At 56.1% G+C, this 17,343-nt stretch carries 17 protein-coding genes; 2 read left to right on the forward strand and 15 right to left on the reverse strand.

What is annotated here, in order from left to right:
• Nucleotides 1–67 precede the first annotated feature (67 nt).
• The 12 genes from AC1XYH_RS05855 to ccoN all read right to left on the reverse strand — a co-directional run bounded on the left by AC1XYH_RS05855 (nt 68) and on the right by ccoN (nt 11,057).
• Complete coding sequence (locus tag AC1XYH_RS05855; protein ID WP_483325694.1) at nt 68–910, reverse strand: ion transporter; 843 nt, start codon at nt 908–910, stop codon at nt 68–70.
• A 54-nt stretch (nt 911–964) separates the two neighbouring features.
• Nucleotides 965–1,510 carry an adenine phosphoribosyltransferase gene (locus AC1XYH_RS05860; protein WP_483325695.1) on the reverse strand — a complete coding sequence of 182 codons (546 nt, stop codon included), beginning with the start codon at nt 1,508–1,510 and terminating at the stop codon, nt 965–967.
• A 15-nt stretch (nt 1,511–1,525) separates the two neighbouring features.
• Nucleotides 1,526–2,257: a fumarate/nitrate reduction transcriptional regulator Fnr gene (gene fnr, locus AC1XYH_RS05865; protein WP_483325696.1), complete on the reverse strand. Its 732-nt coding sequence runs from the start codon at nt 2,255–2,257 to the stop codon at nt 1,526–1,528.
• Between the two features lie 87 nt (nt 2,258–2,344).
• Nucleotides 2,345–3,091 (reverse strand): sulfite exporter TauE/SafE family protein, encoded by a 747-nt coding sequence (locus AC1XYH_RS05870; protein ID WP_483325697.1) that lies wholly within the window; start codon nt 3,089–3,091, stop codon nt 2,345–2,347.
• Entirely contained in the window at nt 3,088–3,303 is a 216-nt protein-coding gene (gene ccoS / locus AC1XYH_RS05875; RefSeq protein WP_483325698.1) for a cbb3-type cytochrome oxidase assembly protein CcoS, read from the reverse strand. Before ccoS ends, AC1XYH_RS05870 begins: the two co-directional genes overlap by 4 nt.
• The gene (locus tag AC1XYH_RS05880; RefSeq protein WP_483325699.1) at nt 3,300–5,771 is read right to left on the reverse strand and encodes a heavy metal translocating P-type ATPase; all 2,472 of its coding nucleotides are present in this window, start codon (nt 5,769–5,771) and stop codon (nt 3,300–3,302) included. Before AC1XYH_RS05880 ends, ccoS begins: the two co-directional genes overlap by 4 nt.
• A 3-nt stretch (nt 5,772–5,774) precedes the next feature.
• A complete protein-coding gene (locus AC1XYH_RS05885; RefSeq protein ID WP_483325700.1) occupies nt 5,775–6,290 on the reverse strand; it encodes a FixH family protein in 516 nt (171 codons plus the stop codon).
• A gap of 17 nt (nt 6,291–6,307) precedes the next feature.
• The gene (gene ccoG / locus AC1XYH_RS05890) at nt 6,308–7,720 is read right to left on the reverse strand and encodes a cytochrome c oxidase accessory protein CcoG (RefSeq protein ID WP_483325701.1); all 1,413 of its coding nucleotides are present in this window, start codon (nt 7,718–7,720) and stop codon (nt 6,308–6,310) included.
• 203 nt (nt 7,721–7,923) lie between these two features.
• Nucleotides 7,924–8,814 carry a cytochrome-c oxidase, cbb3-type subunit III gene (ccoP, locus tag AC1XYH_RS05895; RefSeq protein WP_483325702.1) on the reverse strand — a complete coding sequence of 297 codons (891 nt, stop codon included), beginning with the start codon at nt 8,812–8,814 and terminating at the stop codon, nt 7,924–7,926.
• Nucleotides 8,814–9,002: a cbb3-type cytochrome oxidase subunit 3 gene (locus tag AC1XYH_RS05900; protein WP_483325703.1), complete on the reverse strand. Its 189-nt coding sequence runs from the start codon at nt 9,000–9,002 to the stop codon at nt 8,814–8,816. Before AC1XYH_RS05900 ends, ccoP begins: the two co-directional genes overlap by 1 nt.
• Before the next feature lie 6 nt (nt 9,003–9,008).
• Nucleotides 9,009–9,617: a cytochrome-c oxidase, cbb3-type subunit II gene (gene ccoO, locus AC1XYH_RS05905; RefSeq protein WP_483325704.1), complete on the reverse strand. Its 609-nt coding sequence runs from the start codon at nt 9,615–9,617 to the stop codon at nt 9,009–9,011.
• Between the two features lie 12 nt (nt 9,618–9,629).
• A complete protein-coding gene (gene ccoN / locus AC1XYH_RS05910; protein ID WP_483325705.1) occupies nt 9,630–11,057 on the reverse strand; it encodes a cytochrome-c oxidase, cbb3-type subunit I in 1,428 nt (475 codons plus the stop codon).
• Nucleotides 11,058–11,424: 367 nt separating this feature from the next.
• Between ccoN and AC1XYH_RS05915 the strand changes: the two genes are divergently transcribed.
• A complete protein-coding gene (locus AC1XYH_RS05915; RefSeq protein ID WP_483325706.1) occupies nt 11,425–12,045 on the forward strand; it encodes an alpha/beta family hydrolase in 621 nt (206 codons plus the stop codon).
• Nucleotides 12,046–12,099: 54 nt separating this feature from the next.
• Here AC1XYH_RS05915 and AC1XYH_RS05920 read toward each other — a convergent pair whose 3' ends face one another.
• From AC1XYH_RS05920 to AC1XYH_RS05930, 3 genes are all read right to left on the reverse strand, one after another.
• On the reverse strand, nt 12,100–13,821 hold the full coding sequence (locus tag AC1XYH_RS05920) for a methyl-accepting chemotaxis protein (RefSeq protein ID WP_483325707.1): 1,722 nt from the start codon (nt 13,819–13,821) through the stop codon (nt 12,100–12,102).
• Between the two features lie 184 nt (nt 13,822–14,005).
• The gene (locus tag AC1XYH_RS05925) at nt 14,006–15,286 is read right to left on the reverse strand and encodes a TRAP transporter large permease (RefSeq protein ID WP_483325708.1); all 1,281 of its coding nucleotides are present in this window, start codon (nt 15,284–15,286) and stop codon (nt 14,006–14,008) included.
• Between the two features lie 21 nt (nt 15,287–15,307).
• Nucleotides 15,308–15,901, reverse strand: a complete 594-nt coding sequence (locus tag AC1XYH_RS05930) for a TRAP transporter small permease (protein WP_483325709.1) — start codon at nt 15,899–15,901, stop codon at nt 15,308–15,310.
• 234 nt (nt 15,902–16,135) lie between these two features.
• On the opposite strand from AC1XYH_RS05930, the gene dctP reads away from it, so the two are divergent.
• Entirely contained in the window at nt 16,136–17,293 is a 1,158-nt protein-coding gene (gene dctP / locus AC1XYH_RS05935; protein WP_483325710.1) for a TRAP transporter substrate-binding protein DctP, read from the forward strand.
• Nucleotides 17,294–17,343: the final 50 nt, after the last annotated feature.

Genomic DNA, 17,343 nt, shown 5'->3' on the forward strand with positions numbered 1-17,343 from the left:
TTCACCGAAGTGATAATAAGCAACCGCACCCGGTAGGTCCAGCGGTAGGCGTCGAGGCTGTGCGCTATTACTCGTCCGCTGAAGTAGGTGGCGGTAGACGGCGCTGTAGACTGCGTAATTCTGCACGTAGCTGACGTACTTCCTCGAGTAACTGAGCGTTCTCGCTGGGCGGAGCGAATTCTTGCTCCTGCTCGGCAACCCGCTCGCGCTGGTTCTGTATGGCATCGACGATGACGGCAATGAAAAGATTGAGCATCATGAAGGTGGCAATCAGAATGAAAGGTATGAAGTACAGCCAGGCGTAGGGGAACTCCTCCATAACCGGGCGCACAATGCCCATCGACCAGCTTTCCAGTGTCATTACCTGAAACAGGGTATAGAGGCTGGCACCGAGGGTGCCGAACCATTCGGGAAAGTGCGCGCCAAAAAGCTGGGTCGCGATGACTGCAGCGACGTAAAAAATCAGCCCCAGTAATGCCACAATACTACCCATGCCGGGCAATGATGACAGGAGCGACTGCACCACCATCTTCATGCTGGGTACGATTGAAATCAACCGTAGCACGCGCAATACGCGAAGGGCGCGTAGCACCGCGAGCGGCCCGCTAGCGGGAACCAGGGCGATGGCGACGACTGTCGTGTCAAAAAGCCCCCATGGGTCGCGCAGTAAACGCCAGCCATGAGCCACGAAGCGCAGGGTAATTTCTACCACGAAGCAGGCGAGGATCAGTTGATCAAGCGCTTTTAACCACCCGCCCCAATGTTGCATGGCGGTGCTGGAGGTTTCCAGTCCGAGAATCACCGCGTTGATCAAGATCAACGTGGTAACCAGGTACTGCACCCCTGGGCGGTCTAGCCAGTCGGCCAGGCGCTGACGCCAAGGGAGAGTCAAATTCAGAGTGTCGGTCATGGGAGTCGTCGTTTAATCTCAAGCTCGCGCGAGCGGCGAGCCAGAAAATGTCTACTATTCGTCCTCGGCAAAGGCGCAAAGGGTGAAGGTGGGAATGCCGGCATCCTGCATGCTGCGTGAGCCACCAAGATCGGGCAGGTCAATGATCGCGGCCGCTTCGTACACGCTGGCCCCAGACTGACGAACCAGGCTCGCCGCAGCCATAAAAGTGCCGCCGGTAGCGATCAGATCATCGAGCAGTAAGACTTGTTCGCCGCCGCTGAGCGCATCACGGTGCATCTCTAGCGTGGTTTCACTGTATTCGGTGGTGTAGCTCTCGCGCAGAGTGTCAGCGGGTAATTTGCCGGCCTTGCGGAACAGTACCAGCGGTTTATTCAGCTCATAAGCTAGCACTGCCCCTAGCAGAAAGCCCCGCGCATCGATGGCCCCAATATGGGTGACCGGTGATTCGACATAACGTTGAATCAGGCTGTCGGCAACCATGCGCATGGCACGCGGCGATTGATAGAGGGGGGTGATATCGCGAAAGGTGACACCGGGTTTAGGGAAGTCGGGCACCGGGCGGATTAGCGATTTGATGGTGTATTCGTCAAAGATCATGAATTTTCCTGCGGGTCAGTCGAGTTGGCCGCCCGCCAGAGCGCAGAGCTCGGCGTGGTCGAGAATATCTATCTGTTTGCCCTCAGCTGCGATCAAGCCCTGTTGCTGAAAGCGCGTGAACACGCGCGATACCGTTTCTACCGCGAGGCCAAGATAGTTGCCAATATCGTTGCGCGACATGGACAAGCGGAAACGGTTGGCTGAATAGCCACGTGAGCGCAAGCGCGCGGATAGGTTAATCAGTAGGGTGGCGATACGTTCATCGGCGGTCTTTTTCGAGAGCAACAGCATCATCTGTTGGTCATCGCGGATTTCGCGGCTCATCAGCCGCATCACCTGGCGGCGAAGGTTCGGTATGCTGGCGGTAAGATCATCGAGGCGCTCGTATGGTATCTCGCAGACCGAAGTCGTCTCCAGCGCCTTGGCTGAGAGCGGCTGACGCGCGCCGTCCATGCCCGACAAGCCGATCAGTTCACCGGCCAGATGAAAGCCGGTAATCTGCTCTACGCCCGCATCGTTGACGCTGAAGGTCTTGATAGTGCCGGAGCGTAAGGCATACACAGAGCCGAAAGTATCGCCCTGACGAAACAAAAGCTCGTTTTTGCGCAGCGGCTTGCCGCGTTTGACGATGGCGTCGAGAGTGTCCATTTCGGTGTCGTGCAGCGCTAACGGCAGGCACATTGACGCGAGACTGCAATCTTTGCAATGGGCTTCAGGGAGCGCGCGAAGTTTGATGGCGTCAGTCATGGCAGGGTTTGTCTCGTGATGCGTTAAATGCAAGCGTACAACAAGGCTCGATGGGATACACGCCGGGCTATGCGCAAAATGTTGCCATTAATGATGAGCGTGCTCTTGGTGGCTGGATTCCTGCAAACTCGCCGGTGGTGACAGGGCGCTTATAACCCACTGTTGGTGGGGCCCCGGCAGTGTCCAAAGACCGAAAGCGATGATCAGACTAGCGGCGCCAACACGTAGGCTGCGTTTGCGTAGCAGCGTAGTGAGTTTGTCGGCCGCGGCACCGGTTGCCAGCAAAGTGGGTAGGGTGCCCACGCCAAAAGCCAACATCAGCAAGGCAGAGGTGGCGCTGCTGCCGTGGCTGCTAGCCCACACCAGCGAGCTGTAGACCAGGCCGCAAGGTAGCCAGCCCCAAAGCGCACCTAGCACCAGTGCTTGTCCTGGGCGATGGACAGGCAGCAGCTTGCGCGCGCGTGGTTCGATATGCCGCCACAGACCACGGCCCACGCTTTCAATGCGGGTGAGACCAGACCACCAATTGGCTAGATACAGGCCCATGCAAATCATCAATAAGCCAGCGATAGTACGCAATACCGGCGCCAACCCCATACCTTGTAGAGCCCAGCCAAAGCTACCCAGCAGCGCGCCCGCGATGGTGTAACTGGTGATACGGCCCAGGTTATAGCTGAGGAGGATGCGCCATAGCGGCCAGCCCTGGCGCTGGTCCGCCGGAATGGCCAGCGTGAGCGCGCCCATCAAGCCGCCGCACATGCCAATGCAATGGCCGCCGCCGAGCAGCCCGAGCGCTAAAGCAGTCAATACCTGTGGCAGCAAATCCGCAGTCATAACGACTTGTCGTCGGGTGTTTTTATCGCCGGTTGGTCGTCATGCTGGCTTTGCGCAGCCAGGTGAGCAGGATCGTCTTCGTCAAATAGAATGCTATGCGCGGGGCTGTCGAGGTCATCGTACTGGCCGTTGTTGACCGCCCAGTTGAATACCCAGATGGCGATGACCACCAAGAGTATGGCGATCGGAACCAGAATGTAGAGTACGGTCATGCACTGATCTCCACGGCTGAAGTGATGGGTTGTTGCGGCGTTTGCACTTTTACACGAGTAAGGCGCAACGCGTTGAGCACCACCAGCAATGAACTGGCAGACATACCCAGCGCGGCCCAGGCTGGGGAGACCATACCGAGCGCCGCGAGTGGCAATATCGCGAGATTGTACAGGCTGGCCCAAGTAAGATTTTCAATCATGATGATACGCGTACGCCTGGCCACTCGCAGGCTGTCTACCAAGGTCAGAAGCCGACTATTGAGCAGTACCGCATCGGCATTAGTCTTGGCCAGATCAGAAGCGTTGCCCATGGCGACGGAAATATCAGCGCTGGCCAGTACCGGAACATCGTTGACGCCGTCACCCAGCATCAGCACCTTTTCGCCACGCGCTTGCTGCGCCTGCACGTAAGCCAGCTTCTCATCGGGATCGGCGTTGCCAATGGCTTCACTGATGTTGAGCTGCGCCGCCATGCGTTGCACTACGGGTGATTGATCACCTGATAGCAACACTACACGCAGGTTGCGCGCCTGCAAGGCCGCGACCATAGCGACTGCGTCACTGCGCAAACGGTCATTCAAAGCAAACCAGGCAATCGGCGCGCTGGCGCTGCCCAGTAGTAACCACTGGCCTGGGCCGTCGGGATAGGCTGGGGCAGGGTACTGACCCAGCGCACTGACGAAGTCGGGCTTGCCGATGCGCAAGGTGTGACCCTCGCAGTCGCCCTGCAAGCCTTGCCCCGGCACATTGTCTACGCTGCTGGCGCTCTGCACGCTTCGGCCGAACGCGCGGGCGATGGGGTGCTCTGAGCAACTCTCAAGCATACGTGCCCAGTGCAGTGCTTGCTCGGCGTTGTGGCCGTCAAAGGGTTGGATCTGCTCCAGAGTCATACGGCCTTCGGTTAAGGTGCCGGTCTTGTCGAGAATTACGGTGGTGATTTGGTTGATACCTTCGAGCACATGCCCGCGGGTGATCAATAGTCCGAGTTTATGCAGGCTACCGGTGGCGGTTGTCAGTGCTGTGGGTGTGGCGAGAGAAAGCGCGCAGGGACAGGTGGCGACGAGCATAGCGATGACAATCCAAAAAGCGGTACTCAGATCACTCAGCCACCACCAGGCGCTACCTACCGCGACCACTGCCAGCAGTACGGTGAGCAGAAAATACTGCGCTACTTGATCAGCCAGCTGCGCCAGCCGAGGCTTATCGGATTGCGCACGTTCCAGCAGGCGCACAATCGCCGATAGACGGGTCTGATCGCCTAGCGCGGTAATTTCAATCTGCAAGGGACCTTCGACGTTCAGCGTACCCGCGGTTACCGGGTCGCCGGTACGTTTGGCTATCGGTAAGTATTCGCCCGACAGCGCCGACTCATCCACGCTGCTGTTGCCGTGTAGGATGCGGCCATCTGCGGGGATGCTCTCGCCGGGTTTAACCTCTACTGTGTCGCCGGTCTTGAGTTCATCCAGCATGATGCGCAGGCTGCTGCCGTCAGGCTGGATGCGCACAGCACTGGGGGGTAACAAATTGACCAGTCGCGCGGTGCTTTCTACTGTGCGTTGGCGAGCGCGGCGTTCAAGGTAGCGGCCAGCCAACAGGAAGAAGGCGAACATGGTGACCGAGTCGAAATAAACTTCGCCGGTGCCGGTGATGGTGGCCCAGATGCCGGCGAGATAGGCGCCACCGATTGCCAGTGAAACAGACACATCCATGCTCAGTCGGCGATTTTTTATGTCTCGCCAGGCACCTTGAAAGAAAGGCGCGCAGCTGTAGAACACCACCGGGGTGGTCATCAGCAAGCTGGCCCAGCGCAGTAGGTGTGCCATGCCCTCGGTGAGGTCTTGATCAAACTCTTCGTAGAGCGCCATGGTCGCCATCATCACCTGCATGAACATCAAGCCGGCTAGGCCCAAACGACGCAGGTAGCGACGGTTCTCTGTGGCGATCTGTTCGGCGGCCTTGTCAGGCTCATAGGGGTGGGCGGTATAGCCGATACGGCGTAGCCCGGCGATGAGGCTGGAAAGCTTAATCTGGTCTGCTTGCCAGCTCAGGCTGAGGCGCTGATTGCCCATGTTAAGGCTGGCATCAATCACGCCCGGTTGGGCGCGCAGGTGGCGCTCAATCAGCCAGCAGCAAGCGGCGCAATTGATGCCCTCGATTAGCAGTTGAATGTGCGGCTGCTCACCGTTGTTTTGCTTGCTCTGGCTGTTCTGGAGATAACGCTGTTGCACGTCGTCGCGGTCATACAGCTCTAGCTCTTCCTGCAACACCCGTGGCATAGCCTCGGGGTTGGCAGAGCGCTCAGTACGATGCTGGTAATAGGACTCTAGTCCCGCACCGCAAATAGCTTGCGCCACGGCGAGACAGCCGGGGCAGCACATGGGTCGCTGCTCGCCCAGTATTTGCGTGTGCCAAGGAGCGCTGGTAGGAACCGGTTCGCCGCAGTGAAAACAGGGGTTGGGTTGCGCCATCAGTTACTGCGCGGTGATCTGGTATTGCTGCCCGGGCGCCATTTGCAGCTCGCCGGTCACGCGCCAGCCATGGTCACCCGGCTTGTCCGGATCACTCAGCTCAATATAACGACGACCTTCAATCTGCTGTTCCAGCTGACCGGTGTAGGTGTTGTCCTTGATCTGCCGCAGGGTGATCGCGCGATCTTTTGATGCATGTGCGGGGGAAATCAAATCCAGTGTCAGGCTGCGTGGCATGGCGGCAAAGTCGCCCTGTAGCTGCATGCTGATATCGCCGGTGACTTCGTCAATATCAAAGTTAGCGGTCACATTCAGATCGCGAGCCATATGGTCGCGACCCAGATACATGTTGATCGCCTTGCCTTCAGTGTAATAGTTGTCGCGTACCAGGCTGTCGGGATTAAGCATGGCAATAAATAGCAGCCCAAGGCCAATGAAGACGGCGAAGGCGAGAATGGCAATGACGAACCACGCCCAGAACTGCTTGTACCAGGGCGCGATTTGATTATCAGCTTGCATGCGTGTTCCTGTGGTCATTAACGTACTTTGGGCGCCATGAAACGGCTCTCGGATGTAGCTATTACGCTGTCGTCGTCGGTGGCGATAACTTCAAAGGTGATAGGTATATTGGTTTCACCATTCAGCTGCGCAGGGTCTATCTGCACATTCAGCGGCAGTTGCAGCTTGCTACTGGGGCCAACCAATAAGCGACTGTCAGGCAGCTGCAGTGTCAGCCCGGGGCGGCCTTGCATGCTCAGGTCATAACTGCGCTCAGTGGTGCCCTTGTTGAAAATTTTGACAATGTACACGTTCTCGATCTGTCCACCGTGGGTTTCTCGAAACAGAACATTTCGATCGCGCTCGATATCCAGTGAGACTTCTGAAATATTGCCAACGGTGATAATAAACAGACCGATCATCACCAGCAGGGCGGTGCCATAGCCGAACAAGCGTGGACGGAAAACCTTGGTTGGTTTGCCCGCCAGGCTGTGTTCGGTGGTGTAGCGAATCAACCCCGGCGGGTAATCCATCTTTTCCATTACCTCATCGCAGGCGTCGATACAGGCGGTGCAGCTGATGCACTCGACCTGTAAGCCATCGCGAATATCGATACCCGTTGGGCATACCTGCACGCATATTTCGCAGTCGATGCAGTCGCCTTTGCCAATTTCTGCCGGCTCTACGCCTTTTTTGCGTGAGCCACGCGGCTCGCCACGGGCTACATCGTAGGAGACGATCAGTGTGTCAGCGTCAAACATGACAGCCTGGAAGCGCGCATAGGGGCACATGTGAATGCACACTTGCTCACGCAGCCAGCCGGCATTGATGTAGGTTGCGGCGGTGAAGAAAAACACCCAGAACAATGACCACCCGGCCATTTGCCAAGTAAACATGTCTACGATCAAGCCGCGAATAGGTGTGAAATAGCCAACGAAGGTCAGTGCTGTGGCCAGCGATACCGCCAGCCAGATACTGTGCTTGGCCGCTCGGCGCATGAACTTGTTGAGGCTCATGGAGGCCTGGTCAAGCTTGATGCGGGCGTTGCGCTCACCTTCGGTAACGCGCTCAGCCCACATGAACACCCAGGTCCAGACCGTTTGCGGGCAGGTATAACCGCACCATACGCGGCCGGCAAATACGGTAATGAAGAACAGGCCGAAGGCGCAGATGATCAGCAAGAAAGACAGCAGGAAAAAGTCTTCCGGCTGAAAGGTAGCACTGAAAATGTGGAACTGACGCGCAGGCAAATCCCAAAGTACTGCTGGGCGATCGCCCCACTTCAACCAAACGGTGCCGAAATACAGCAAAAACAAAAAGCCCGCACCGGCAAGGCGAATGTTTTTAAACAGGCCCGTGTATGAACGCGTCTGGATCTTCTCGCGCTTGGCATAAAGGTCGTAAGTTTCTACTTTGGGTGTAACGTCTTGCAGGGGGATTTTACTGCTCATATCAGGCTGACCCTCTCAGGCGAAGGGAAGTGTGGGCGGACTGACCTCACGTAGGGTCAGACTTTGCCTGTAATACTGAAAATAGACCTTATCGGCCAGCCGCACAATGCGACCAGTGGTCGCAATTGACGATTGCCAGAAACACGATGGGGGAACCAAGTTCCCCCATCTGCTACTGCGCGGCACTACTTGCGAGCTACAACTTACTTTTCGTCCTTATGGGACAGGCTGTAAATGTAGGAAGCCAGCATGTGAATCTTGTCTTCGCCCAGATGTGCTTGCGAAGGCATGTGGCCGTTACGGCCGTAACGCAGAGTTTGCTGCACTTGCAGGAAGCTCGAACCATAGAGCCAGACATCGTCGGTCAGGTTCGGCGCGCCCATCTGGTGGTTACCTTTGCCGTCAGCGCCGTGGCAGGCCACACAGGTGTTCTTGAAGGTTTCCGCACCGGCAGTCAAATCGACATTCTCGGTTTCCATACCTGAGAGGCTACGTACATAGCCAGCAACGTTACGCACTCCGGACTCACCAATCACGCCCAGCCAAGCTGGCATGGCTGCCTGACGGCCGCCGCGCAATGTGGTTTTAATGGTTTCCGGCTCACCGCCATACAGCCAATCGTCGTCGGTCAGATTCGGGAAGCCGAATGCACCGCGGGCGTCTGAACCGTGGCAAACCGAGCAGTTGGTCGCAAATAGGCGTTGACCGATGCGCGTAGCGTCTCGATCTTTGGCTACTTCTTCAACCGGCATCTCACGATAGCGTGCGAAAATCGGCGCGAATTGCTCTTCTGCTTTAGCGACTTCGGCCTGGTACTCTTTGATCGAGGTCCATTCCAGATATCCTTCCCACTTACCCAAGCCTGGGTATAGGAATAGATAAAAAGCGCCGAAAACCATGGTAGAAATGAACAGTACGAACCACCAGCGGGGCAGGGGGTTGTCGTATTCTTCAATACCGTCAAAGCTGTGGCCGACCTTCTCATCGGTCTGTTCTGAACGCTGGCCCTTGCGTGTAGCCAACAGCAACCACAAAATCAGGCCCAGGCAGGTCAGGGTCAGGACAACAATGTACCCGCTCCAGAAATTAGTCATTACTTGTTACTCCTAGCATCATCTTGCTGCTCGTCCCGGGCCTTGGCGTCGTTCTCGTCGGCGAAGGGCAGCTGGGCTGCTTCGTCGAAGTCCTTCTTTTTGTATGAGCTGTAGGCCCATATCACGACACCGATGAAAGCAAGCATCGCAAAGATGGTGCCCAGGCCCCGGAGAGTATTGATATCCATAGTTGCTTACCGGTCCGACAGGACGGTGCCAAGGTGCTGCAGGTACGCGATGAGGGCGTCGATTTCGGCAACTCCCTCAACCGCTTCCTGAGCGCCGGCGATGTCTTCGTCTGTGTAAGGAACGCCCAGTCCGCGCAGTACTTCCATTTTCTTGGCGGTGTATTCGCCATCGAGAACGTTGTCTTGCAGCCAGGGGAAGGCGGGCATTTTGGATTCAGGTACCACGTCACGTGGGTTGATCAAGTGAGCGCGGTGCCAATCGTCGGAGTAACGTTTGCCAACACGGGCCAGATCGGGACCGGTACGCTTGGAGCCCCACAGGAAAGGGTGCTCCCAGACGCTTTCACCGGCGACCGAGTAGTGGCCGTAACGCTCAGTTTCCGCACGGAACGGGCGGATCATCTGCGAGTGGCAGCTGACGCAGCCTTCACGGATATAGAGGTCGCGACCTTCCAGTTCAACCGCGGTGTAAGGGCGCAAGCCTTCGACCGGCTGTGTAGTTTCCGGCTGGAAAAACAACGGGACGATCTGGACCAAGCCACCGAAGCTGATGGCAACGACCATCAGCACGACCATCAGGCCCAGGTTTTTTTCTACTGTTTCATGCATTTTCATCTAATTCGTCCCTCAGGCAGTCTGGGCTGCAGCGACAACTTCCGCTGGCTTGCTGTGACGCACGGTACGCCACACGTTGTAAGCCATCAGCAGCATGCCCAGCAGGAAGAAGGCGCCGCCGATCATCCGCACGATGTAACCCGGATGGCTGGCTTCCAGCGCTTCGACGAAGGAGTAGGTTGGTGTGCCGTCGACGTTAACTGCACGCCACATCAAACCCTGAGTGATGCCGTTGACCCACATGGCGACGATGTAAAGCACGGTGCCGATAGTTGCCAACCAGAAGTGGGCGTTGATCAGCGGGGTACTGTACATGGCTTCGCGACCGAAAATCTTCGGAATCATGTGATAGAGCGAGCCAATGGAGATCATCGCTACCCAGCCCAGTGCACCGGCGTGTACGTGACCAATGGTCCAGTCGGTGTAGTGGGACAGCGCGTTCACGGTCTTGATGGCCATCATCGGGCCTTCAAAAGTGGACATGCCGTAGAAGGCCAACGCCACAACCAGGAAGCGCAGGATCGGGTCAGTGCGCAGTTTGTGCCAGGCACCCGACAGCGTCATCATACCGTTGATCATGCCGCCCCAAGAGGGTGCCAGCAGAATCAGCGACATCACCATACCCAGTGACTGCGCCCAATCAGGCAGCGCGGTGTAGTGCAGGTGGTGAGGACCGGCCCAGATGTAGATGGAGATCAGTGCCCAGAAGTGCACGATCGACAGGCGATAGGAGTAGATCGGACGCTCGGCCTGCTTGGGTACGAAGTAGTACATCATGCCCAGGAAGCCCGCAGTCAGGAAGAAACCAACCGCGTTGTGGCCATACCACCACTGGATCATCGCATCGGTCGCACCAGCGTACATGGAGTACGATTTGGTCAGCGATACCGGCACAGCCATGCTGTTAACGATGTGCAGCACGGCGACGGTGATGATGAAACCACCGAAGAACCAGTTGCCGACATAGATGTGCTTCATCTGACGTTTCATGATGGTGCCGAAAAACACCAGCGCGTAACTGATCCAGACGACTGCAATCAGAATATCGATCGGCCATTCCAGCTCGGCGTATTCCTTGGTAGACGTCAGACCCTGCGGCAGGGTAATAACGGCCAGCACGATCACAGCTTGCCAACCCCAGAAGGTGAAGGCAGCCAGCCCGTCTGAAACCAGACGTGCTTGTGACGTGCGTTGCACCACGTAATAGGAGGTAGCGAACAGGGCGCATCCGCCAAAGGCGAAGATGACGGCGTTTGTGTGCAGAGGACGTAGACGCCCAAAGCTGGTCCAGGGCAAGCCAAAATTAAGTTCAGGCCAGACCAATTGGGAGGCAATAAAGACGCCCATGGCCATACCTACGATACCCCAGACGACCGTCATGACGGCGAACTGGCGTACCACCTTATAATTATAGGCTGTCGGAGTGGTAGCTGTGCTCATGCGAGATTCCACGGATAGCAGTTAGTTTATGTGTATTAAAGCGCTGGCAAGTATGAGGAAAGCCCGCGCGCATTGCAATGACATAGGTCATTGTTTGGCCGCGGGAAAAGGCCTCTGGAACGGCGCTGCGAGCAATTAGGGTACTGTTGAACGATGCTTTACATTGTCTGTATTTGCGTGGCATGTCATCGGCTCGCGGATAGCCCCTGCGGCTGTTGGGCGGGCGTTCTGATCGCTGCTTGGTCGGCATACCCTCAAGCGCCGCTGCACTCTTATTTAGCGTAGTTGTGCTTTGTGGATATGTGAAGCGGAGCGCTGAGCAGCTGTAGCTGTGACAAGATGTCGCATAACACTTTTGAGGATATATATGTCCGATAGCACTTTTTCCGACGAGCCAGCTACCGCGCCCTTGGCAACCTTATTGCTGGGACACGGCGCGGGCGCGCCCATGGATAGCTCATTCATGACGTTGTTGGCGCAAAGTTTGGCGCAACACGGAGTGCACGTGCTGCGGTTTGAGTTTCCTTACATGCAGGCCAGGCGTGTTGACGGGCGCAAGCGACCACCCAACCCTATGCCAGCTTTGCAGGCCCATCTACGCGAGCTATGTGAAGGATTGGATGCACCGTTCTTTGTCGGCGGCAAATCAATGGGCGGACGAGTCGCCAGCATGTCAGCCGGCGAGCTAGGCGCGCGGGGCTTTATCTGCTTTGGTTATCCCTTTCATCCGCCGAGCAAGCCGGAAAAAACCCGCATAGCGCATTTGCAGCAGCTGACATGCCCGGGTTTGATTTTGCAGGGTACGCGAGACCCTCTTGGCAAGCCGGAGGAAGTAGCGAGCTATCCGCTCGACTCGAGCCTGCAGTTGCACTGGTTGAATAGCGGGGATCACGATTTTAAGCCGTTGAAGGCCAGCGGCCAGACGCAGCAGCAACTGATTGAGGAGGCCGCTGAACGTGCTGCTGATTTCTGTCGTCAGAACGCCTAGCAAGCCGTTAACAATCTATCTCCTTCGCTCAACGGCTCGCCATCTGTTTGCCCATCAGACGCCCAAAGCGGCCGGCATAATGGCCGCGGACATGGTGCCCCAGCGCCGGCCATTGACGAAGAGCGGCACGTAGAGCACGAACACCACAATGCTGGTGCCTGGCAGCACAAAGGTGCCCATGTTGATGTAGGTACAGCTGCCCATGATGCGCAGGTCGGTGTCATTGGTTACCGCGAAACGCTTGTAGTTGCTGCGCGCGGCGTCGATCTTTGGGTCGCCTGTTGGTGGCTGCGAAGAAGCGCTGCGGCTGGTCGGCAGGTACCCTTTCTCGTTGACCGCCGCAGTGTAGACCACGCCGTCTTTGCCGCCTTTATCCCACTCGTCCAGCAGTGGGCGTATGCGTTCGATAAAGGGGTTGGCCCAGCTGACGTCGTGCTTGGGCGGGTTGGTATTGGCGATCGGCGTGTAGTGCTGATCGAACAGATCTACGCCGCTGGCAGACAGCTGTTCCAGACGACCTTCCAGCTCGCGTCGGCGGGCCATCAACAGCTCTGTTACTGCCTCAAGATGACCTTCGCCAAGGCGGAAACCGGCGAGAGAACGAAGTGCCAAGTTAGTGTTGTCACGTAAAGAGTCTGCCTGGGTAAAGGTGCTCTCCATGTGTTTGCTGATGGTGATACTGAGTTCACGAATTTCGCCGCCGTGTTGCAATGTTTCTGCGTTGGTAGCTGTTAACTCCTCCAGTGCGCTGCTGACCATTAGCAGGTCATCGTTTGTCTGCTGGAAGTCTTCCACCAGGGTGTCAAATTGATCCGCGGCGCTGCTTACTGCGGCGCCGGTTGTTTCGGTTTGTTCAAGCATACCTTGGGTTTGTTGTTCAGCACCGGCCATCGCATCGGTCATCTGTGCCATCAGCTGGCTGATCTGTTCTGCGGCGTTACCTACCTTGAATGACAGGTTGCGCACCTCGTCAGCGACTACGGCGAAGCCCCTGCCTTGCTCACCGGCGCGTGCGGCTTCGATTGCTGCGTTCAGCGCCAGTATGTTGGTCTGAGCGGAGAAGTCCTGAACTGTTTTGAGTATTTCACGTACCTTGCTCGATGTTGCATCCAAAGCATTGATATTGTTCTGAAAACCCGACATGGCATCGTTAATTAACTTCATTTTGTCGCGGGCGTGACCCAGTTGCACCTTCGACTCGCGAGCCATGTCCAGATTGCGCGTGTTGACTGAAGTTACCCCGGTCGCGCGGGACGAAATGTCCTGCAGGGCCATGGTGGTTTGCTCGCTGGCGTGAAAGATAAGCTCTGATAACTGCTGCTGTTGCCCCGCATCGCGGGCGGCTTGTTCGGACAGCAGGCGGCTATTGGCAGACGCGAGAGCCGTACCCAAGCTGTTCTGCTGCAGCTCGAGCATGATGCCCCGCAAGCGGTTGTTCAATTCGGCGAACTGGCGAGAAGATTCTTCTTTGGCGGGCTGGCTGCTGGCGCGCAGGTCAATCTGTTGGCTATTGGTTTTGCTCAAAAGACTACTGATCGAACCACCGGCGCTGCCGCTGGAGGGCAATCCCATCCAGGTCAGCAGCAGGGTGGGGGTCACCATGCCAATGGAAACCCAGAAAAGAATGCCATCACTGACTGAAATCAAGGCGATGAAGAAGAACAGTTCGCAGGCCATTAGGGCAATGCAGCGCGCCACAGGTGATAGGGAGGGGGCGGATGCGACTTTGTCATTGCGGTTGGCGGACAAAGAGGTGGCGGAATAATCGTTGGGCATGATTGGCTCGCTGCGGTGTTATTTTTATTGAGCAGTTCTGTGTGAGCAGACTGTCACAAAATGAGACTTTGGTCTCGTTATAAACACAGTATCGGCAGGTGTAGCAGAAACCAATAGGCCATTTACGCCAATTTTGGCGTCATTTTTCAGCTTTTCTGTAAGTTACTGTAGCTGCTTACTGGCTTCAGTGAGCCAGAGAGGGCAGCCACAGAGACAAGCTGGGAAACAGAACCAGCAAGAGAGTGGCAAATAGCAGGATCATAATAAAGGGAGGCGTGCCCTTGATGACATCAAAGTAAGGGCGCCTGAAGATGGCCATAGCGGTAAAAATGTCGCAACCAAAGGGCGGTGTTGCTGAACCAATGGCGGCTTGCAGAGTAACGATGACGCCAACATGAATAGGATCCAAGCCGGAGGCTTCGACCGCTGGCTTGAACAGTGGAGTAAGAATCAAAATAACAACGATGGGGTCAACAAACATGCAGCCGACAAAGAAGGATACTGCAATCAGCCCTAATACCAGGGTGGGGCTGTCGCCAATGCTGGCGATGACTGGGTCCAGGATGGCCTGAGGAATGCCGGCAAAGGAAATGGTGTAGGTAAAGGCGTTACCAGCTGCGACCAGAATGAATACTACGGCGGTGATCAGGCCGGTTGAAAGTGCCACGTCCCAAAGTTCTTTCACTTTCACTGCGCGCAGTATGATGACTTCAAGAATCAGCGCGTAGAGCACCGCGATGGCTGCTGCTTCAGTTGGGCTGAAAATACCGCCATAAATACCGCCAACTACCACTAACGGGAAACCTAAGGGTAATAGTGCTTTTTTTAGCGCTTCCCAGCGCATTGCCCAGCCGACGCGCTCTTCTGGTTCTATGCCCATTCGGATCGAACTGATCCAGCAATACGCTGAAAACAGTACCAAAATCAGTAAGCCGGGCAGGATGCCGGCAATAAACAGGTCGCCGATGGAGGCGCCCGAAACCACCCCGTAAATGATCATGCCGATACTGGGGGGAATCAATAGGGCGATGTCGCTGGCGTTGATGATTAGCGCGATACTGAAAGCGTCGGAGTAGCCTTTCTCCAGCAGCTTGGGACGCATCGGACCACCCATTGCCACCACGGTAGCCTGAGTGGAGCCAGAGACTGCGCCAAACAGCGTGCAGCTGGCTGCGGTGGTGATTGGCAAGCCGCCGCGTAAGTGGCCAACGAAGCTCTGTACCAAATCAAGCAGGCGTTGTGAGGTATGTCCACGGGTCATCACATCCGCAGCAAATATGAATAGCGGCACTGCGGCCAATGCCCACGACTGCACGCCACTGATCATCTGGCCCATGAGCAGCCCGACATTTCCCATGTCGATCACCAAAAACAGCAGCATTAAACTGGCCACCAGCAGCGGCACCATCATCGGGAAGCCCAGCATCAGCAGCACGAACATGGTTATAACGGTCAGAGTCAGCATGCAGGGTCCAGTAACTAGCGGTTAGATGGCGCCATCATCAGGAACGGCGTCGTACTCTTCCTTCTCATTGAAGGAACGGTAAATGTCTCGAGAGGTAAGGTTGCGGATGGCGGTCAGCCAATACTGGATGCCCGCCAGTGCGAATCCGATGGGAGCTGCTAGATAGGGTATCCACAGTGGGATCTGCAGTGCCGATGAGGTGCGGCCGCGACTGTGAATCGAACTGACGTACTCCCAGGCGTACCAAGCGAAATAGAACATCAAAGCGCCAGTGAGCAAGCTGATGAATACCAGCAAGGCCTTTCGCGGCCAGCCGCTGAGCTGGTCGTAGAAGGCTGACATACAGATATGCCTTGCGCGGCGCACGCCGTAGCCGAGGCCAGCGAAGGTCATGATGATGAGACTGATCTGCGTTAACTCGACTTGGCCGGTCAGGCCATTACCGAACAGCTGGCGACCCAATACATGGATGATCAGCAGCCCCGCAAGAAACAGCACGCTGGCTCCTAGTATGGTTTTTTCGATGTGTTCCGACGTGCGATCCAAGGTGCGCAGCGCTTTGCTGAGCAATGCCGTTGGAGAGTGTCTGGCCGACGTGTCGCCAGGCTCGGGCATCGAGCTGTCCTCTGCTTGGCCTGTTTAGTCAGGCTCTGACCATCGCGCTTTGCAACACGCTCTGGCTTGAATTTGTGTACGTGGATCGACGCTGTAGTCAGCTCGTGAGTGAGCTGCCCAATTCCGATCTCTTTTTGAACATACCTTATCCAAAGCGGTTTTGCACGGCTGGACATACGCCGGTCGTATGTTAGGGTTATTTAGCTAACCAGAACAATTTATAAGGAGCGTTCCATGAATTGGCGTAATGGATGTATTGGTGCAGCAGCGGTTTTGCTGGCCGCTTGCGGGTCCGACGAAGAGCCGACCGCAAATACCTCAGCACCTGAGGCAGACGCAGAAGAAACCACCGCAGCAGCAGAACCAGAAACTTGGGGCTTTGCGCTGGAGGAAATCGAAGGTAGCGTCCAGTACGAGTACGGCGCTAAATTTGCCGAACTGATCAATGAGAAAACCGATGGCGAGGTGGAGGTGAAACTCTACACTTATGGCCAGTTGGGCGGTTTGACCGACATCTATGACCAAGTGCAGTCTGGTGCGGTGCAGTTTGCTTTTGGTTCTGGTTTTCTTGGTGGCACTGTCCCTGAGTCGCAGTTGTTCAGCCTTAACTTTGTGCTGACCGATAACGAAAAAACCAATGCTGAAATTCTCAACGCACCTGAGTTCCGTAAGAACGAAGATCTGGTCGCCTCTTTCCGTGAGCGTGATCTGCAGCCATTGGCGATTGTGCCCGAAGGCTGGCAGGTATGGAGTGCCAACAAAGAAGTGCGTTCACCGGCCGACCTTGACGGTCTAGCGTTGCGTACCATGGACAATCGCCTGTTGCGCGAAACCTACAGTGCCTACGGCGCTGATCCGACCACCATGGAGTACGGTGAGTTGTTCAGCGGCATGCAACTGGGTCAGCTTGACGGCAATATCCAGCCAGTATTTGCCCATCAAGAAATGGACTTTTACAAGGTGCAGGATTATCTCATCTTCGCTAACCAGGCTGAGTTCATTGCCACATTTATGGCTAATAGCCCTTGGTATGACGGTCTGAGCCAAGAGCGTAAGGACGTCATCGAAGAAGTGGTAACCGAGCTGGTGCCATACACCCACGATGTTCAAACGCGTTTAAATACCGAGCGCTTGGATATCATCACCGAGAACAGCGATATCAAGCTGGTTTATCTTACTCCTGAAGAGCGTGCAGCCTTCCGTGAGCTTAGCTTGCCAGTGCGTGATGTGTTCTCTGAGATGGTCGGTGAGCGTGGTACGCGTTTGATGAACGCACTGCTTGAGCAAGTCGAGAAAGCAGAAGCGGGTAAGGCTGGTGCAGCTAAAGCTGAGCCAGCAGCTGAGCAGCCAGAGGCTGAGGCTGAAGAGCCAGCCATGGATGACGCTGCCTAATAAGCAGAAGACTCCAAGGTAGGTGCAATAGCTGTAAGTTATTGCAGAAA

It is taken from the genome of Pseudomonas sp. GW-45 (genome assembly GCF_056896675.1).